The sequence below is a fragment of the Streptomyces sp. NRRL S-31 genome (genome assembly GCF_000718775.1).
In the GTDB taxonomy this organism is placed as follows: domain Bacteria; phylum Actinomycetota; class Actinomycetes; order Streptomycetales; family Streptomycetaceae; genus Streptomyces.
Genome location: NZ_JOCB01000270.1, coordinates 1 through 343 on the forward strand (window position 1 = coordinate 1; position 343 = coordinate 343).

Genomic DNA, 343 nt, shown 5'->3' on the forward strand with positions numbered 1-343 from the left:
CGATGGCCGGGTGAAGGCGTTCGCCGAGGCGGCTGATGGTACGGCCTGGGGTGAGGGCGCGGGTGTCGTGCTCTTGGAGCGGTTGTCGGATGCCCGTCGTAATGGTCACCGGGTGCTGGCGGTGGTGCGGGGTTCGGCGGTGAATCAGGACGGGGCGTCCAATGGGTTGACCGCGCCGAATGGTCCGTCGCAGGAGCGGGTGATCCGGCAGGCCCTCGCCAATGCCGGGTTGGAGCCGTCCGAGGTGGACGCGGTGGAGGCGCACGGCACCGGGACCACCCTCGGCGATCCCATCGAGGCGCAGGCACTCCTGGCGACCTACGGTCAGGGGCGGGGTGAGCCG

Annotated in this window: 1 protein-coding gene; it reads left to right on the forward strand. The window is 71.1% G+C overall.

The genetic code is table 11. From position 1 onward, the window contains the following. On the forward strand, positions 1 to 343 hold a 343-nt coding region (locus IF37_RS40440; protein ID WP_037858500.1), incomplete at both ends, for a beta-ketoacyl synthase N-terminal-like domain-containing protein.